This window comes from Ottowia thiooxydans, from assembly GCF_040548795.1.
GTDB classification, from domain to species: Bacteria; Pseudomonadota; Gammaproteobacteria; order Burkholderiales; family Burkholderiaceae_C; genus Ottowia; species Ottowia thiooxydans_A.
This window is the reverse complement of the sequence record NZ_JBEPSH010000002.1, coordinates 622,485-638,348: the sequence shown is the minus strand read 5'-3', so window position 1 is coordinate 638,348 and position 15,864 is coordinate 622,485. Positions and strand designations below refer to the sequence as shown.

The window sequence follows — 15,864 nt, the reverse complement described above, 5'->3', positions numbered from 1 at the left end:
AAAACTGGTGCCGTCCGGAACCCAAGCCAAGGCTCCTTTCATGCTCAGCATTTCTGAGCCCCACACGCACCGACGGTGATTGAATTTTCGAATAGCAGTTAGATGGCTCCAGCCATGGACCAACTTTATGTGCAATGTCATTCTGCCGCTTTGTCGTAGAGCCGGTAGGCAAACAACTAAGGGAGATAGTTTTGGCTGTACAAGATACTGCAATCGTGACGGGCGCCGCTCGTGGCATGGGTCTGGAAATTGCGAGAAAACTTGGAAGTCTGGGACACCATGTGGTCATCGTGGATGCCCTGAAAGACGAATTGAACGCTGCTTCTGAGGCCCTTCAGTCCGAAGGACTCAGTGTGCAGGCTATCCACCTCGATTTAGCTGATGACACGCAAATTGCGGCGCTTCCTCAGCGCATCGGAGACCGATTTGAGCGCGTGGCCATATTGGTCAACAACGCTGGTATCTCACCCAGTCGCAACGGCAAGAAGGTGCCGGCGCCGGAGATAGAACTCTCCGAATGGGAGCACGTGCTTAAAGTGAATCTGACCGCACCATTTCGCATGATGCAGGTTTGTTTGCCTCCCATGCGCGAGCGCAAATGGGGGCGGATAGTCAATATTTCATCGCGCGCCGGTCGTTCCCCGGGTGGTGCCGCTGGTTCGGCCTATGTCACGTCCAAAAGTGGCTTGCTTGGACTCACAAGGGCGTTCGCCAAGGAGCTCGGGCCTGAAGGCATTACCGTGAATGCTGTGGCGCCAGGGCGTATAGAAACGCCTATGGGTGCGAGTTCGCCCCCCGATGTGCTCGCCCAAGTTCTGCAGAATATTCCGGTTGGAAGATTTGGCGAGCCGAGCGAGGTCGCTGCCATGGTCGCCTACCTGGCTTCTCCAGAAGCGGGTTTCGTCACGGGTGCGACCTTCGATATCAATGGCGGCATTCTGATGATCTGATCCCTGTGTCATGCCGGTGGCTGCGCGCGCTCCTGAGCATGCGCAGGGCAGCAAGTGCCGGCATGAGCTGCGCCATATCAAAAGGCAATTTCAACTGGGTTCCCTCGGAGACTGGAGCTCGGCTCTGCTGTGTCCGCCCCGCACCAATCAATTGGCTGCAGTCCGATGGCGACTATAGAAAGATCGAATACCCGATAGTTGGCTGCGAGCATGGATCGCCGGACAAGCCATTTGTAGACTGCCTCGGCCGCATTGAAAGCGGGTGCCGTAAGCGGCAGACATCACAAAACACTCCATGAGACACGCACGATCGCCATGACTCAGTCGACTTCCTTGCCTGGTATTTCTTCCAGCACTTTGCCTCCCTTGCCGATTCCGGTGCGTCCCGAATGGCTAGCCTTATCCACTGAGCCCGTCATTGAGCCAGAGTTGGAAATCATCGATCCCCATCATCATTTGTGGGAGCGTCCGGACAACCGCTATCTCGTGCCGGAACTGCTGGAAGACTTGGCTGATGGACACAATGTTCGTGCTACGGTGTTCGTGCAGTGCCGCAGCATGTACCGCAGCCAGGGGCCTGAGGAGCTTCGTCCTGTCGGCGAAACCGAGTTCGTCGTCAATTCAACCAGAGGGCTCACGGCAGACCAACCTAAGGTCGCTGCAGGTATTGTCTGTATGGCGGACTTGATGTTGGGTGATGCTGTGGTGCCTGTTCTCGAAGCGCAGATCGCAGCAGGAGAGGGGCGGCTTAGAGGGGTGCGCACGATGACGTCTTCGCACCCTGACGTGAGTTCGATGTTCGGGAAAATGCCAGAGCGCAGATTGCTTGACCCGATGTGGCGAAAAGGAGCCTCGCATCTATCGGCTCATGGACTGGTCTGCGACATCTACGCATTCCATACTCAACTGGACGAAGTGCGAGATCTTGCGCGTAGTCAGCCGGACCTCAAGATTGTGTTGAACCATATGGGGACACCACTGCTGTCTGGCCCATTTGCGCAGAGGCGCGCTGAGGTCTTTGCAGAGTGGAAGACGGCCCTTGCAGGTGTAGCGAGCTGCCCTAACGTCGTTCTCAAGCTCGGCGGAGCCGGTATTCACGTCATTGGCTTTAACTTTCACGAGCGCGAACTGCCGCCACATTCAGCGATGCTGGCCGAGGCTTGGCGCCCGTTTATGGAGACTGGAATCGAGTTGTTCGGTGTCGAACGGTGCATGTTTGAAAGCAACTTTCCGGTCGACAAAGGGCAGTTCAGTTACAGGGCTGTGTGGAACGCGTTCAAGCGCTTGAGTAGCGGCGCCAGTGCACAAGAGAAAGCCCAGCTATTTAGAGGGACTGCAGCGCGCGTCTACCGGCTGAATGCCTGAACTTAGATGGTGATTCACGATATCCCTAGACATGGGCCGCTCGCGTGCAATGCGCGCCAGCAGCAGCTCGTGACTTTCGAGAACGCTGCACCAGCGACCCCGCCAGTACGCTGCCAATAGGCAGTGCATTTTTCTGATGCCGAGCAGCCGTCGCATGACGGCGGCCCATCAGCCATGTGCCACAAGGCCATGCCTGGCAGCTTTATCACGCGCAGTTCCAAGTACAGGCATACAGGGCTGCAAGCTGCGTTGAACGATTTATTGAAGAAGGAGACTCTGATGCTTAGTTTTAAAACCACTCGCCGGCGTTCAGTGCTTACGGCTTTTGCTTCGAGCATGTTGCTTGCGGCCGTTATGCCGGGAGGTGCCCAGGCCCAGACCGCGTCAAAGTGGCCGGACAAGCCAGTACATATTGTGGTGCCCTTCACAGCGGGAGGTCCTGCCGACATCATCGCGCGTGCGTTGGCAAACAGCCTTAGCTCAAGCTGGGGGCAGCCCGTGGTCGTGGAGAACCGCGGCGGCGCAAATGGCACCATTGGCACTGCTTACGTTGCTCGAGCCAAGCCTGATGGCCACACCTTGCTGCTCGCTGCAGTGAGCCACGTCATGAATCCTTCGATGTTTCCGAAGCTGACCTTTGATCCGGTCAAAAGTTTTACCCCTATCTCACGCATCGGCAGCTATCCAATGGCGCTGATCGTGCAAGCTGATTCGCCATTTCGCACGGTTGGCGAATTGACTGCTGCCATGAAGAAGGCCCCTGGCACCATCGCAGTGGCGAGTACCGGCCCAGGCTCGGCGCCGCATCTCGCTGCGGCTTTGATGGAGCAAGCCTCAGGCACCAAGTTTCTGCACGTCTCCTACCAGGGCGCAGGCCCTATGTTCATGGCTCTGCTTGCAGGTGAAGTCAAGGCGAGCTTCCAGGGCGGTCTGGCCCTAGAGCATGTGCGTTCTGGCAAGCTGCGTCCTTTGGCCGTCACCGGCTCCGAGCGGCTAACTGAATACCCGGACGTTCCGACTTTTGCTGAGTCCGGGTACCCAGGTTACGACGTCATGGTCTGGTATGGGCTCATGGCTCCTGCCGGGCTCGAGCCTGAACTGCTCCAGCGAATCTACCGAGACGTGCAGCGAGCCATGGGCACAGCCGCAGTCAAGGGGCCCATGGAGAAGGCGCGTATTGCGGTAGAAGACATGCCGCCTGCAGCGTTCAAGCAGTCCATGGAGCGCGAGACTGCACTTTGGCGAAAGGTTATTCAGGAAGGCGGCATCAAAGCCGAATGAGGTTGCGCGTCTTTGTCGCAGTTGGCCTCTGCACGGGCTGCTCCGCTGGCCACTCTGAAGGTGGATCCTTCCTCCTGAGTGAATGCGCGTTGGCATCAGGTCGTGATGGCGCGGCGCAATCAAGTCCGACTGCGTTGTGCTATTTGCCTGTACCCTTGGGTGGATGACGTCTGACACCCAAGAGCCTATTCAAGAAGCCCTCCTGTGGAGCGACGAACACTGGACCGCCCGTGTCATCAAGAGCGATGACGATGACGGCTGGGCCGTCGCCATGTACCTGGACGGCGAGGCCGAACCCGCATTGGTAGGGCCCTGGACCATGGGCCGCGACAAGAAAAACCTCACACCGCTGGACAAGTCGGCTTTCGACACCTTGGTAAAAACGGCCAAGGAAGTGATCTGCCGCTCCGAGCAGCATCTGCACGCGCAGTTGAACAAGAACGTCAGTGTGACCTTGGAGGGCCGGCGCATTCGGGTGGCCCTGGCCATCGTGCCGGACGAGGAGGGCGCCACCGCCACGCTGTGCGCGCAGGACGAATTCGGCGACGAACTGGCACAGTGTGCCTGTGCCACCCACCTTTAAACTGAACGTGGACAGCGCCCTGGCTTGGATCGCCGCCGGCTACGAGAAGCCGCCACGATAATCTTTTTGCTCAGATTCTGGCCGTGTAGGTACTGCTGACGGGCCCTAAGACGGGCGGGGGGTATCTGGTGAGACAGATTGCATCCGCCGCCAGCCCAGTGCCGCGCAGGCCAGGGCTAGGATTATCAGCGCCCATTCGGAAAGGGTGGGCACGGCATTGACGCTGATGGGGGCGCTTGTGGTGAATAAAGCGCCGCTGGCGGATATTCCACTGGAGCCAAACTCGTCTCCGCCGGAGGCAAGGCAGGTGTCGCTGGTGCCATCGGCTGAGGTGCCTATTGCATTGCCCAGGCAAAAGAGGTTGATGGCGGAGAAGGCACCCCCCGAAGGAAACAGCACGATCTGGTTGCGCCGGTCCCCGTCTACGTGGGGCCCTTGAGGAGGCGAACTCGCGGCGGAGTATGTCCAGCGGTGCAGCTCGACGAAGGCGCTGGTAATGGCTCCGGAGGCGTTGGTGGTCACCCGAAAGCTATTGACTCGGGATGCCTGGCTGCCAGAGTCAATGACAAACAACCCGCCATTGAATGAATAACTCGTGAGGTTAGGAATAATATTGGCGTCGACCAGATTGGGCGCTAGCGGAGTGGCCGTGGTGAAGGTGCCTGTAACCACCTGCTGGCCTATCGTGTACTGTCCGCAGTGGTGGGGTGAGGCGCAGGTGACGGAGTTGGAGACGTAACTCGCGGGGCCGCTCTGGTAGAGATAGGTAGCAGCCTGGGCACCGAAAGTGGACACTGCGGCACACAGCATGACAAACCATCGAAGCATTGACGTTCTCCTTGTGGAGCTTGTCACTTTGACAAAATCACTGCTAAAAAGCATCCTTCAAATGAAGGAAACGCGCGAAAATATGTGACAGCGCGCAGGCCTGGATCGCCGCAGGCTACGAGGAGCCCTCATGGTCATCGACCAGACTGCAGGGGCTAGAAGTCACTTTCCGAAAGAACGCTGCGCACCGAGTTTTTTTCCAGCCGTCGTATGCTCCAACTTACCTGACGTGGCCCGCCTTCCGTTGGCACTGGCTCAGCTGCCTGGCTTCGCCGAGCTTGGAGAGTAACTGGACCAGTAGAAACTGCATGGATTTGACTTCACGAGTGCGGCATCACATTTGTTGGGGTGATTCCATGGGAGGGCATAGGCACAACGATGCGGCAGGCGCGGACCGTAGATGTAAAGCTTTGGCCTTCTGCCCGGTTGGCTCCCCAGGGTTCGCCATTGACCAGTTGCGAAATCATCTGCGCTGGACCGGAAATGCCAGGCACGCAGCTAACGTCGTGCTCATTGCAGAGATCGATAGCTCGCGAATAGGATTTTTCAATGTTTTTAATCTAGCCAAAGGTATATAAATAAAGATCCGCTGCATGTCGCCTTTTAAGGCGACATGCACGCGTTCGGGCGCTGTGGCAGCATTGCCCTATGAACAGTTCATCGCCAAGTTCTATGGAAACCATTCGTGTCGCCGTGGCGGAAGACGACAGCGCCTGCCGTATGGCGTTGGCACATGCGCTGCAGGCCGCACCCGACATGCGCGTGCAATGGCTGGCATGTAGCCGCGCGGAAGCGTTGGATGAGTTGGCAAAAAACACGCCGCTGGATGTGCTGGTGCTGGACCTGGGCCTGCCCGACGGCAGCGGGCTCGATGTACTGGCAGCGCTGCGCGCGCGTTCGCCAGAAGCCATGGTGATGGTGAGCACCATCTTCGGCGACGAGGAAAATGTGCTGCGCTCCATCGAAGCCGGGGCTATGGGTTATCTGCTCAAGGACTTGAGTGCCCAGGCCCTGGTGGATGAAATCCGCAGCTTGCGCGCGGGCGGCAGCCCGATCAACCCCATGGTGGCGCGCAAGCTGCTGATGCGCGCCGCCAGCCTGGGCCATGCGGGTGCGGCACCCGCGCCGCTTTCAATGCCGCCCGCGCAGGTTTCCACCTGGAGCGGCCCCGCGCTCTCCGCTCGGGAGGCCGAGGTGCTGCGCCTGGTGGCTCGTGGCTACACAGTAGAAGAAGTGGCCGACGAGCTGAAGGTGTCACGCCATACGGTGCGCACCTTTGTGCGGCGCATCTATGACAAACTCCAGGTGACCTCCCGCGCCGAGGCGGTACGGGAGGGAGAGCGTCAAGGATGGCTGCATGAAAAAAAATAGACCTCAGAAAAGGCTGAATGCCGAAGCGCATTCAAGAGTTCTCGCGACACCATGATGAGGTGCCTGCACTGCCTGTGCCTGATTGCGCTTTGGTGGGTTCTGGCCGGAGCGGGTGCCGTCTGGGCGCAAGTGCACTTGACGCAAGCCAGCATCTGGCCTTCCGCCAGCACCACGTGGGAGCCTCCAAATGCCCTCGATGCCGCCAGCCTCGACAGCAGCGACCGCCTGCTGCTCGGCACCTCGGCGCCATGGCAGCCGGTAACTTTGCCGCACGCCCAGCCGCGCGCGCCTTTCGGTGGCCTGGGGCAAGGCCTTTCCGGCGAGGTGCCCCAGGTACTCTGGTATCGCCTTACGCTGCCTGCCGCCGCCGATACACAGGAACCCCGCCTGTACTTGCCGCGCTGGCAGACCTCGGGCACGCTCGCAGTCTACGTGAATGAGCGGCTGGCCTGGCAGTCGGGCAGCCAGGTATGGAGCGGCTTCAACCACCCCTTGTGGATCGATCTCGATGGGTTCGCAGCGCCAGGACAGGCTACCACCCTCCACATCCGCATGGCCAGTACCCAAGGTGCAGGCGGTGCGCTGTCATCCGTATGGACTGGGACCGCGCAAACGCTGCTGCCATCGCTGCATTGGCGCAATTTCTGGCAGACTGGCCTGGTGACGTATTGGCGTGCCGCGTTCACCATCCTGAGCCTGTTCGCGTTGGCCCTGTGGTTTCGGTACCGCCGCAGCCGGCCCGACGAAGCGGGTCTCTTCTTGTTGTTCTTTGCCATGTCGCTCAGCCAGTCGGTAGCTGCCCTGCTCTTCCTGGTGGACAGCGAAGACCTCGACATGGATTACGCCTGGTTCTGTTGGCTGACACTGTCAGCCTTGCTGGCCTCGCTGATGTTCATGTTTCAGTTTCTCTGCCGGGTGCAGAACCAGCATTGGCCTCGCCTGGACCGGGCCCTGCCGCTGTACTGGACCACGGTGGCACTGGTGACGCTGCCCCCGTGGTGGTCCAACTACCTGGCCATGCTGCCAGTTTTTCGCCTGCTGCTGATGCCGGCCATCCTGACATTGCTGATCGGCGTGGCGGTAGGCGCCTGGCGCCTGCGCAGCCGCAGTAGCGCCTTGCTGGCGCTCTGGGGCGCCACGGTGCCGCCGCTCAGCGCGCACGACATGGCCATGCAGAACCACCTGGGCGATCTCGAGGGCGTTTACCTCACGCCCTACTTCAGTGTGTGGCTGCTCATGCTGTTCCTGGTGATCGTCTTCACCCGCTACAGCCGCGCGCAAGACATGGTGGCACATGCCCGCAATTTGCTGGCACAGCGCCTGGCCGCGCAGGAACGCGCACTGGTGCAGGCGCATGAGCGGCTGCGCACCGCTGAGCGCGAACAGACCTTGATGCATGAACGCCAGCGCCTGATGCGCGAAATGCACGACGGGGTAGGCTCATCGCTGATGAGCGCCTTGCGCATGGTGGAGCATGGGCAGAACATGCCGGACGGCGCGCCGCTGGACGTGGCGCAGGTGCTCAAGGAGTGCATCGACGACCTGAAGCTGTCGATCGATTCCCTGGAGCCGGTACATGCCGATCTGCTGGCGCTGCTTGCCGCCTTACGCTACCGCCTCGGCCCCCGGCTGGAAGGCGCGGGCATGACACTGCGCTGGCGCATGAATGATCTGCCGCCGTTGCCCTGGCTCGACGCGCAAAGCGCGCTGCACGTGCTGCGTATCCTGCAAGAGGTGCTCACCAACATCGTCAAGCACAGCGGCGCGGCGGAAATCTTGCTCACCACCGCAGAGGCCGTCTCACCCACGGACGCAGGCACGCCCGGCGTGCTGGTGCGCGTGCAGGACAACGGTCGCCCGTTCACTCCTCCCGAGGCCGTACCACCGGGCCGCCGCGGACTGGGCAATGTGCGCAGCCGCGCGCGGGCGCTGGGTGCGAATGTATCCTGGACACCCGAAAGCGACGGCACCGTGTTCAAGCTGTGGCTGCCGCTACAGCGCGGCGAGACATGAAAGACGTTGCCAGGCTGCTCAGCGGCCCCCTGCACGGCATTGGCTGACTGCATGAGTCGTAGGAGGCCCGTCAGGCCATGCTCACAGCGGCTTGCGCATACGCCCGCCCAACAAGCCAGCCACGGCGATCAACAGCATCAGGCCCCACTGGCCGAGCGTTGGCACGGCCCGCAGCCCGCTCGTGACAGGTTCCTTCGGAGAGACCGCCAGCGGCGCGAAGGGGTCATCGATCGCGGCGGTGTCGCTGTCGTTGTCTCCCACGCCATCGTTGACCATCGTGTAGGTGACAGTGTCGCCACTGATGGCACCATGCGCGAACCAGTTGGGCGCAGCGCCGGTTTCGGGCGGGCCATACTTGTAGGCTTGCAGCCCGGCCAGGGCGCCTGCCGGGTAGCTGATGACCACCCGGGTTATCTCATCCAGGCCACAGCCCGTGGCCTGGAAGCGCAGCACACCCAGCGGCGCGGCCGCGCCCAAAGGCGCGCCCTGGCTCTGAAGGTCCTCGGTGCTCCGGGCCGTGAAGCTAGGCGTGCTGCTCAGCATACAGGCCGGCTGAGGCTCTTGCGAATTACGGTCCACGAGCGGGCCATGCCAGCGCACGGTCGCTTGCCCGCTGCCGCCAGGCAGACTCAGCGTAGCCACCTGGAAGGTTTCTTCTGAATAAGCGAAATGGCCGTCTCCGGCCCCCGCTTCATTGAAAACCGTGATGCCGATCGTGTAAGCCTGACCATTCTGATAGCCCGGAACACTGCAACTGGTCACATTGCCGTTGCATTGGGCGCCCAGCATATCCTGGAGGTTGCCACTGAAGGGTACAGGCGCCACCCACACAGTGTATTGCCCGATCTCATGCCCGCCGTTGTGCGTCGGTGGCGTCCAGCTCACGACGAGGTTGCCCGAGCCGTCGGGGTGGGCGTCCAGGTTGGTGGGCGGGGTCATGAACGGTACGAAGTTCGCGGCCAGGTGGCGCGGGCCCGGTGCGTTAGTCATCGTGCAAATGTCGTTGTAAGGGCCACTGATGAGGTCGCCGCTCTGATCGCATCCGCCGATGCCCGTGACGTCGTCGAACACGTAGCCTGGCGCGGGAATGGCCGAGCAGGTGGCACTACCGTTCTCGGGCACGCTGTTGCTGGTGCAAACCCACCCGCCGGTACTCATGCCAGAAGTCACAGTAGTGGTGATGGGATAGTCCGCCGCCTCTGCTTTGCCGGGCATAGTCAGCAACATCGTGGCGCCCAACAGCGGCAAGGTCATCTGCAAGAGCTTGGAAGTCAGAGGCTTTGTCATTTTGACGGTTCGATTAAATGAAAATGAAAGCAAGCGTACTTATGCAGAGCTGGCCTGTATGTCGCCTTTTAAGGCGACATGGAACGCGTGAACTCGGGGCCCGCGCAGCAACGACACCGGGGCGGCGCTAGGAGGTGCCCGATGAGAATGCCCAGAGCGAAGGCGATGACAAGTCGATGCAATGCCCCACGCGCATCGAGCAGGGTTTTGGAGGGGCCAAGACGATCGGGCAAGTCCGGCAGGTGATGATGCGTGGAATCAAGAAGGTCGCGCAGACGTTCGTGATCAACATATCTGCCTACAACCTCGTGCGCATGCGCTCGCTGGGAAAAGTCCATCGGCTAGGTGCCCGATGAGCCCGAAAGGGGCGACAAATGGCGCTTGCGCGGCCCGAATCGGGCTCTGAGTGCTCAGTTAAGCTGTCGGGTCCGATCGAACCTCTGAAATCACGCCGTCATCGAGGCAGGAGCGAGCTTTGCCGGGATGTATTTCGGTAGCCTGCTAGGCAGGCCGCTATGCGATGTGGGAGATCAGTCTTTAGAGGTGAGGGTGACCTCGAATGTCGATCTCTCTACACACTGATCTGTTAAAACCAAAATGAGCCAGAAGGACATTCTTGCCGCCAAGTTCAAGCGATCATCCGATTTGCTTCGCTACTGGCGTTTGACTTGGCTAGTCGAGACGGACCATAGGATCCGCTGGGAGTTTGAGGCTTTTATCACTGGGGCACGGGCTTAAGCCGTACCATTGAATTTTTCGCTGCGACAGCACGAAGGGTACACAGGAGCCTCGCTTATTGCCCCCTGATACCCAGCAGTTCCACCTCGAAGTTCAAGGTCGCATTGGGCGGAATCACGCCGCCTGCGCCCCGTGCGCCATAGGCAATCCCGGGCGGGCAGGTCAGCTTGGCCTTGCCGCCGACCTTCATCATCTGCACGCCCTCAGTCCAGCAGGGGATCACGCCTTGCAGTGGAAACTCAATTGGCTCACCACGCTTGTAGGAGCTGTCGAATTCCTTGCCGGTGTCAGGAAAAGTACCTTTGTAGTGCACCTTGACGGTGTTGCTGGCCTTGGGATTGGCACCAGTGCCTTCCTTGACGCTCTCATAAACCAGGCCGCTCTTGGTGGTGACGGGCTTGCTTTGCGCCTGCGCAAAGCCGGCAGCCAAGGCGAGAGCCGCGCACACGGCGCTGGCGGTCAATGCTTTCATAGGAATTTCCACTTTCAAGTCAAAACCACATTCTGCACTCGTTTGCGTGGCGGGCCGGAGCTCGCTACCCCCAGGGCGGCTATTCGTACACGATTGCTGCCCGCCCTTCGTCCGCTTGTTCGATGGGGCACCGGGTACGAACGGCACGCCCGTCCACTCAAGAAACGCAGCCTTGATGCGCTCATGATGCAGGCGCAACATATTTAGCGGGCGCACCTAGCTTTCCAAGATGTCATTGATAGGTTGCGGTATAGCGCCTCACCTCTCGGCCGTTGACCTTTCTCAAGCTGATGATGCGACTCTCGGTCAGTTTCCCGGGCGTGTGGTCATCCATGTCGCCTTTTAGGGTGACAGACAGGCGCCTGATTTTTAAGTAACTTTGGTGCTCACCACGCCCTAGAGCGCGCTCAAAATCTCTGCGCGAGGCCGAAGGTTCAGGAAAAGAGTCGCTGGTGTGAGGGCGGTGGAAATGCACTGAACCAAAGACCAGTTTGAAACAGAAACGTTGCCATGAATCAGGAGCAGGGAATGCGAACACTCAGCCGATGTAACCACCTGCCAATGCCCGAGCACGGCATGCTGGCGGCGCCGAAGTGGCAGCTTCGACGGCTGTGGCTGGCGTTTGTCTTGTTGGCTGCCGCCGCGACCGCCTCCCAGGCTCAAACCATCAACGGCCCGCTGTGCCGCGTCAATCAGGTCGCTACAGGTAGTGGTGACGGCAGCAGTTGGGCCAACGCCATCCCCAGCCTTCGGCTTGCGCTGGACGCGCCTGGTTGCAGCGAGATCTGGATAGCGCAAGGCGTGTACAAGCCCATCCATCCTGTCAACCCATCACAAGTGACAGTGACCGAGCGCCAAGCGCGCTTCAACGTCCGCCCAGGCGTGGCCGTTCATGGCGGATTTGCAGCCACCGAGAGCAGCCGCAGCCAACGTGTACCGGGCCATTCGACCGTGCTGTCGGGCGACATTGATGGAAACGACGTGGTCAATGCAGACGGCGTGACCGAGCGATGGAGCGATGCACAAGGCAGCAACAGCTACAACGTCGTCACACTCACTCCGCCAAGTGGAGGACAAGTCAAGGAAGTGCTGCTGGAAGGACTGATCATCAGCGCCGCCATGTCAGACAATTTCGACCAATCAGGCAGTGGTGTGCGGACAGTGGTGGATGATGACCAGCACGCCAGAATACGGCTCAGCAAGCTGCATATGGCGGGCAATCAGGCAGTTAACGGTGCAGGTCTGTTTGTTTCCTCCCGTCAGGTCCTGGGCGGAGTTGGGGCTAACAACCAGATTGACCTGGTGATCAACGACAGCACGTTCAGCCACAACCACTCCACCGAGCGCGGGGGTGGATTCTCGCTTGAGGGAGTTGGTGGCACGCTGAACCCGGATCTGAGCAATGTCACCTTTGCCGACAACAGCAGCGAGAACGGAGCGGGTATGTTCGTTCTGTTGGTCAACCCCGGCGTCAAGGCCCGTGTCAACATCAAGCACGCCACATTCTCCAACAACCTGGTAAGTCAAAGCGGTGGCGCACTGTATTTGCGGCACAACAGCACCAACTTCCCATTCGACATTAGCATCACGGACAGCGTGTTCTGGGGGAATCGCGCTAGTGCAGGCGCCTCTATCCTCGAGCATCAAGCGACCAGTCTGAGCTTGGGACACAGCGTAGTGGAAAATGCCAGCAGTGGCCTCTCAACCACTGTGCTGGATCCGTTTGCCGCAGGTGTTGGCAACCTCCAAACAGATCCGCTGCTGGGCTCGCTTGCAGACCACGGTGGCTTTGTACTGACTCTGCGGCCCGGCCCCACCAGCCCGGTCATTGACACGGCAAACCTCGACACCTGCCTGCCCACCGACCAACGCGGACTTGCTCGCCCCATTGGAGGGGGCTGCGACATGGGTGCGGTTGAACTGCAGAGATACACCGTTACTTTCAACAACTGGAATGGGGATCCACTGGGCAGCCAAACTGTCGTTGAAGGCGGGGGTGCAACTGCCCCCAACGTTCCCGCGCGTCCGGGCTATACCTTGACCGGCTGGAGCCCCTCCAACTTCAGCAGCGTCACCTCTGACCTCTTGGTGACAGCACAACATACGATCAACCAATACAGCATCAGCTACAGCGCAGGCACGGGTGGCAGCCTCACAGGCAATGTCTCACAAAGCGTCGACTACGGCCAAAACGGCAGCACCATCACCGCGGTGGCCTATGCGGGCTACCACTTCACTCAGTGGAGCGATGGCGTCACAGCCAACCCGCGCACGGACACCAACGTGCAGGCCAGCATCAGCGTGGAGGCGGAGTTTGATGCTGAAAATCAACAGGGGCTGATCATCCCGGAAGGTCCCTACGACGGGCAGCCGCTGCAAGTGGATGGCCCTGCCGCCAGCGACTGGGTGCTGACGCACGCAGAAACGGCAACCACAGCAAGTCTGGGTACGCCACCACCTGCGGGAGTGACTCTGCCGCACGGGGTCGTCAGCCTGACGCTGGAGTATGGAGCAGCAGGCACTGGCACCAGCGTAGTGCTGACCTATCCGCAGGGCGCCCTGCAACCGGGCATGAAGTACTACAAGTTCGGCGCCACCCTCAGCGAGCCAGCGCCGCACTGGTATGTCTTCCCCGGGGCGCAATTCGACTTTGGCGCCAGTACCATCACTTTGTCATTCACCGACAACGCCGATGGGGACGATCGCTACACCACCGATAGTCTCATCCAGGATCCGGGTGGCCCGGGGGAACCACCGGCAGTGACAACCGCGGTGGCCCCCATACCGACCCTGGGTGAGTGGGGGCTGCTCTTGACGTCCGCGCTGTTGGCTCTGGGCGCGGCGGCAAGCGTGCGCAGGCGCAAGGCTGACTGGTTAGAGCATTTCTGGATCAAAAGCTGACGACCAATGTCTATGAACGACTCATGGCAGAACGTGCCCATATCTAGGTGTCCGAATTACTTGACCAGCATACGGCGCTATCAACCAACTTCATGTCCTTGCAAACCTGAGACACGCTCAAACCTTGCTCTCTGACCATGTGCACCACTTGCAGCTTGAAAGCCACATCAAAACTGCGCCGTATTTGCTTGTCTCTTGTCATGCTGTCCTCTCCTTGGTAAAACTCCCTAACGAGGTGTCCATTCAGATTGGACCCTGACTGTGGAGCCCGTGCTCCAGTTCGCCGTGTTCCTTGAAACCCTCCAATTTACCCATCGTTGTACGCACTCCGTTGGTGCTGAATCGACGACCAGGCTTGGCTGAGATTGGAGATCGGCCAGATCAACATCGAGTGCTTGGAATTGATTCCCAACCCCAGCAGCAAATTTGATGGCGATCAGCCCCCGAGTTGACCAAAAACAGTGGCATAGTCGTCAGTTCCGGAGCGATGACCGAGTGGCCGAAGGTGCTCCCCTGCTAAGGGAGTATGGGGTGTAGAGCCTCATCGAGGGTTCGAATCCCTCTCACCACTTCAAGTATTCATGACAGACGGGCCCACGCGGCCCGTTTCGCTTTTCTACCCTCCAATTTACCTATCGCAGCGATGAGCATGTCTCCATGTTTTGTCTCGTCGTGTCGCGGATAGTTGGGCATCAGTCACTTCCAGCCTGCCGCATGCACGCCTTGCAAGATGGCAATGTGAGTCGCGTTCACAGCCTGCGAATACTCAGCCAATCTTTTGCGCGTGATCTGCACCGCGTTGTTCTCGTTCAAGGCGAGGTGAGGCGCTCGTTCAATATCGCGAGGGCCTAGCCGACCATATCGGTGGAGGAGCACGTTGCGCACCATAGATGCCTCATTCAGAGTACTTGATGTATCTGTTGGGATGTCTAGATTGGCTCCGATCCAGTCGAATATCGTCGTCAGCCGAGCAGCAACATCCCATCCACCATCGGGCGTGGCTTTCTTCGCTTTTGGATCAAGCTTTTGAGCGATTTCTAGGCATTTCTCATCCGGCCATGGCCACTCGTCCATGTCATATCGTTTGGGGTCAAATTTGCTGGCAGCAGATGTAGCAGCGGACTTGATCGTTGCCAGTGCTGCCGCGATGATGTTTTCGGTGCCAGACTCGTGTGCTGCCCATAGACTCAGGAATGCAAGAACGTTGATACGGTGATAGTCCTCAGCTTGCATTTCAGACACCCATCGCAAGTTGTCTTCTGCTTGTGCGACTAGTCCTGTTATCGTCTTTGGATCGGCCCCTCTCTTTTGCCCCGCATCCACCAACAGGACTTTGTTTAGAGGTCCCAGGCCTCCCACCATGTGCAGGCAGTCAGTGAGATAGCTAGCCAGAAATCGATCTCCGACCAGACGCGAGCCGGTTTGAGCTACGGCATTTAGAACTCTGTGCTCGGGGGATGTCTTTAGCGAGCGATCTTTTAGTTCTGGCATGGTTGGTACCGATAGCTTTGATGGTGCTATCGTACCTGTGGCCTAGCTTTTTCTGATGTGTTTCGGGCGTCCAGAGCCTGACCATGTGATTCAACTTGGATGAGAGAGCTATCGGACCTAAGCCTGACACGCGTTGCGACGGTCATGGTCCTTGATGGCATGACATCGACCCCGTGATTCTTGGATTTCCGCAAGACATTGATTGCGTCCATCTCGGTCCTTGATGCGGTAGCAGTAGCCCAGCGCTCGGGTGTGAGCGTCTCAGTTGATGTGGCTCCAGTCAGAGTTGCGTGCTTATTTTTCACCGTCATGCCAGGGCCGCTCCAGTGCTCCAGCCCCCGCCCGCCCATCGTCCCCGTAGGGGACGGGCGGGAGGGGGCGAGTACTGGGGACAGCGCATGTCTGCTGGGACTCGGCAGAGATCACTGCACTGGACCATTACCTTTAGAGACGGAGGTCAGACTGGTACTCACGCGCACTTCGGGGGCGGAGTGACTATGGGGGTAGTGGGTAGATTGTTCGCGTGGCTCTTTGGGGCCACGTCGTGCGACTTCGGCACTATTGCGTGTTGGTTGCTCATTGAC

Annotated in this window: 10 protein-coding genes, 1 tRNA gene and 3 pseudogenes; 9 read left to right on the top strand and 5 right to left on the bottom strand. The window is 59.5% G+C overall.

All coding sequences use genetic code 11. From position 1 onward, the window contains the following. Positions 1-191: 191 nt before the first annotated feature. The 4 genes and pseudogenes from ABIE13_RS06500 (at position 192) to ABIE13_RS06485 (ending at position 4,240) form a co-directional block, all read left to right on the top strand. Positions 192-950 (top strand): SDR family NAD(P)-dependent oxidoreductase, encoded by a 759-nt coding sequence (locus ABIE13_RS06500; protein WP_354442181.1) that lies wholly within the window; start codon positions 192-194, stop codon positions 948-950. A gap of 315 nt (positions 951-1,265) precedes the next feature. Next, positions 1,266-2,315 (top strand): amidohydrolase family protein, encoded by a 1,050-nt coding sequence (locus tag ABIE13_RS06495; RefSeq protein ID WP_354442179.1) that lies wholly within the window; start codon positions 1,266-1,268, stop codon positions 2,313-2,315. 279 nt (positions 2,316-2,594) lie between these two features. After that, positions 2,595-3,596, top strand: coding sequence for a Bug family tripartite tricarboxylate transporter substrate binding protein (locus ABIE13_RS06490; protein ID WP_354442177.1), 1,002 nt, complete (start codon positions 2,595-2,597; stop codon positions 3,594-3,596). Between the two features lie 163 nt (positions 3,597-3,759). After that, positions 3,760-4,240: pseudogene (locus tag ABIE13_RS06485) on the top strand (hypothetical protein). 44 nt (positions 4,241-4,284) lie between these two features. On the opposite strand, the gene ABIE13_RS06480 reads toward ABIE13_RS06485, so the two are convergent. Next, positions 4,285-5,007 (bottom strand): IPTL-CTERM sorting domain-containing protein, encoded by a 723-nt coding sequence (locus tag ABIE13_RS06480; protein ID WP_354442175.1) that lies wholly within the window; start codon positions 5,005-5,007, stop codon positions 4,285-4,287. Positions 5,008-5,679: 672 nt separating this feature from the next. Between ABIE13_RS06480 and ABIE13_RS06475 the strand changes: the two genes are divergently transcribed. After that, positions 5,680-6,378 carry a response regulator transcription factor gene (locus tag ABIE13_RS06475; RefSeq protein ID WP_354442174.1) on the top strand — a complete coding sequence of 233 codons (699 nt, stop codon included), beginning with the start codon at positions 5,680-5,682 and terminating at the stop codon, positions 6,376-6,378. Positions 6,379-6,429: 51 nt separating this feature from the next. After that, positions 6,430-8,391 (top strand): sensor histidine kinase, encoded by a 1,962-nt coding sequence (locus ABIE13_RS06470; RefSeq protein WP_354442173.1) that lies wholly within the window; start codon positions 6,430-6,432, stop codon positions 8,389-8,391. An 81-nt stretch (positions 8,392-8,472) separates the two neighbouring features. On the opposite strand, the gene ABIE13_RS06465 is transcribed toward ABIE13_RS06470, so the two are convergent. Next, complete coding sequence (locus ABIE13_RS06465) at positions 8,473-9,678, bottom strand: choice-of-anchor U domain-containing protein (RefSeq protein ID WP_354442172.1); 1,206 nt, start codon at positions 9,676-9,678, stop codon at positions 8,473-8,475. Between the two features lie 134 nt (positions 9,679-9,812). Here ABIE13_RS06465 and ABIE13_RS06460 point away from each other — a divergent pair. Next, positions 9,813-10,034 (top strand): annotated as a pseudogene (locus ABIE13_RS06460) (IS5/IS1182 family transposase); the annotation flags it as partial. 437 nt (positions 10,035-10,471) lie between these two features. On the opposite strand, the gene ABIE13_RS06455 reads toward ABIE13_RS06460, so the two are convergent. Further along, on the bottom strand, positions 10,472-10,888 hold the full coding sequence (locus tag ABIE13_RS06455) for an FKBP-type peptidyl-prolyl cis-trans isomerase (RefSeq protein WP_354442170.1): 417 nt from the start codon (positions 10,886-10,888) through the stop codon (positions 10,472-10,474). A 528-nt stretch (positions 10,889-11,416) separates the two neighbouring features. Between ABIE13_RS06455 and ABIE13_RS06450 the strand changes: the two genes are divergently transcribed. Continuing rightward, positions 11,417-13,789, top strand: coding sequence for an IPTL-CTERM sorting domain-containing protein (locus ABIE13_RS06450; RefSeq protein WP_354442168.1), 2,373 nt, complete (start codon positions 11,417-11,419; stop codon positions 13,787-13,789). 70 nt (positions 13,790-13,859) lie between these two features. Here ABIE13_RS06450 and ABIE13_RS06445 read toward each other — a convergent pair. Then, positions 13,860-13,991: pseudogene (locus ABIE13_RS06445) on the bottom strand (transposase); the annotation flags it as partial. Positions 13,992-14,270: 279 nt separating this feature from the next. On the opposite strand from ABIE13_RS06445, the gene ABIE13_RS06440 reads away from it, so the two are divergent. Next, positions 14,271-14,358: transfer RNA gene (locus ABIE13_RS06440), tRNA-Ser, on the top strand. 127 nt (positions 14,359-14,485) lie between these two features. Here ABIE13_RS06440 and ABIE13_RS06435 read toward each other — a convergent pair. After that, a complete protein-coding gene (locus tag ABIE13_RS06435) occupies positions 14,486-15,280 on the bottom strand; it encodes a hypothetical protein (RefSeq protein WP_354442166.1) in 795 nt (264 codons plus the stop codon). Between the last annotated feature and the right edge of the window lie 584 nt (positions 15,281-15,864).

Coding starts and splice junctions, on each gene's coding strand:
- ABIE13_RS06455 (WP_354442170.1), bottom strand. CDS start 10,888: ATGAAAGCATTGACCGCCAGCGCCGTGTGCGCGGCTCTCGCCTTGGCT.
- ABIE13_RS06480 (WP_354442175.1), bottom strand. CDS start 5,007: ATGCTTCGATGGTTTGTCATGCTGTGTGCCGCAGTGTCCACTTTCGGT.
- ABIE13_RS06435 (WP_354442166.1), bottom strand. CDS start 15,280: ATGCCAGAACTAAAAGATCGCTCGCTAAAGACATCCCCCGAGCACAGA.
- ABIE13_RS06475 (WP_354442174.1), top strand. CDS start 5,680: ATGGAAACCATTCGTGTCGCCGTGGCGGAAGACGACAGCGCCTGCCGT.
- ABIE13_RS06495 (WP_354442179.1), top strand. CDS start 1,266: ATGACTCAGTCGACTTCCTTGCCTGGTATTTCTTCCAGCACTTTGCCT.
- ABIE13_RS06470 (WP_354442173.1), top strand. CDS start 6,430: ATGATGAGGTGCCTGCACTGCCTGTGCCTGATTGCGCTTTGGTGGGTT.
- ABIE13_RS06490 (WP_354442177.1), top strand. CDS start 2,595: ATGCTTAGTTTTAAAACCACTCGCCGGCGTTCAGTGCTTACGGCTTTT.
- ABIE13_RS06465 (WP_354442172.1), bottom strand. CDS start 9,678: ATGACAAAGCCTCTGACTTCCAAGCTCTTGCAGATGACCTTGCCGCTG.
- ABIE13_RS06450 (WP_354442168.1), top strand. CDS start 11,417: ATGCGAACACTCAGCCGATGTAACCACCTGCCAATGCCCGAGCACGGC.